Origin of the sequence: Streptomyces niphimycinicus (assembly GCF_018883605.1) — a bacterium.
Taxonomy (GTDB): Bacteria; Actinomycetota; Actinomycetes; order Streptomycetales; family Streptomycetaceae; genus Streptomyces; species Streptomyces niphimycinicus.
Map to the genome: position 1 here is coordinate 1 of NZ_JAHLEM010000975.1, position 689 is coordinate 689.

Genomic DNA, 689 nt, shown 5'->3' on the forward strand with positions numbered 1-689 from the left:
CCGCCACGCTCATCTACGACTACCCGAACGCCACCGCCCTCGCCGACCACCTCCGCACGGAGTTGCTGGGCGCGGATGCTGCGGTGAGTGGTGGTGTGGCCGCGCCTGCGGTCGCGGTGGCCGATGATCCGATCGCGATCGTGGCGATGAGCTGCCGTTTCCCGGGTGGGGTGCGGTCGCCGGAAGAGCTGTGGGAGTTGCTGACGGCGGGTGGGGACGCGATTGCGGAGTTCCCGTCCGACCGTGGCTGGGATCTTGCGGGGCTGTACGACCCGGACCCGGACCGTCAGGGGACGTCGTACGCGCGTGAGGGCGGTTTCCTCTACGACGCCGGGGACTTCGACGCGTCGTTCTTCGGTATTTCGCCGCGTGAGGCGCTGGCGATGGACCCGCAGCAGCGGCTGCTGCTGGAGACGTCGTGGGAGGCGTTCGAGCGCGCGGGCATCGACCCGGCCACGCTGCGCGGCAGCCGTACCGGTGTCTTCGCGGGCACCAACGGACAGGACTACGCGGCCCTCGTCTCCACCCCGCCCGAGGGCCTGGAGGGCCATCTGGGCACGGGCAACGCGGCGAGCGTGGTGTCGGGGCGGGTGGCGTACACCTTCGGCCTCGAGGGCCCGGCGGTGACGGTGGACACGGCGTGTTCGTCGTCGCTGGTGGCCCTGCACATGGCCGTTCAGGCGCTGCGT

Annotated in this window: 1 protein-coding gene; it reads left to right on the forward strand. The window is 71.3% G+C overall.

The window, feature by feature from the left end:
• Positions 1-689: acyl carrier protein (locus tag KN815_RS46290; protein ID WP_216347783.1), on the forward strand; the 689-nt coding region annotated here is incomplete at both ends.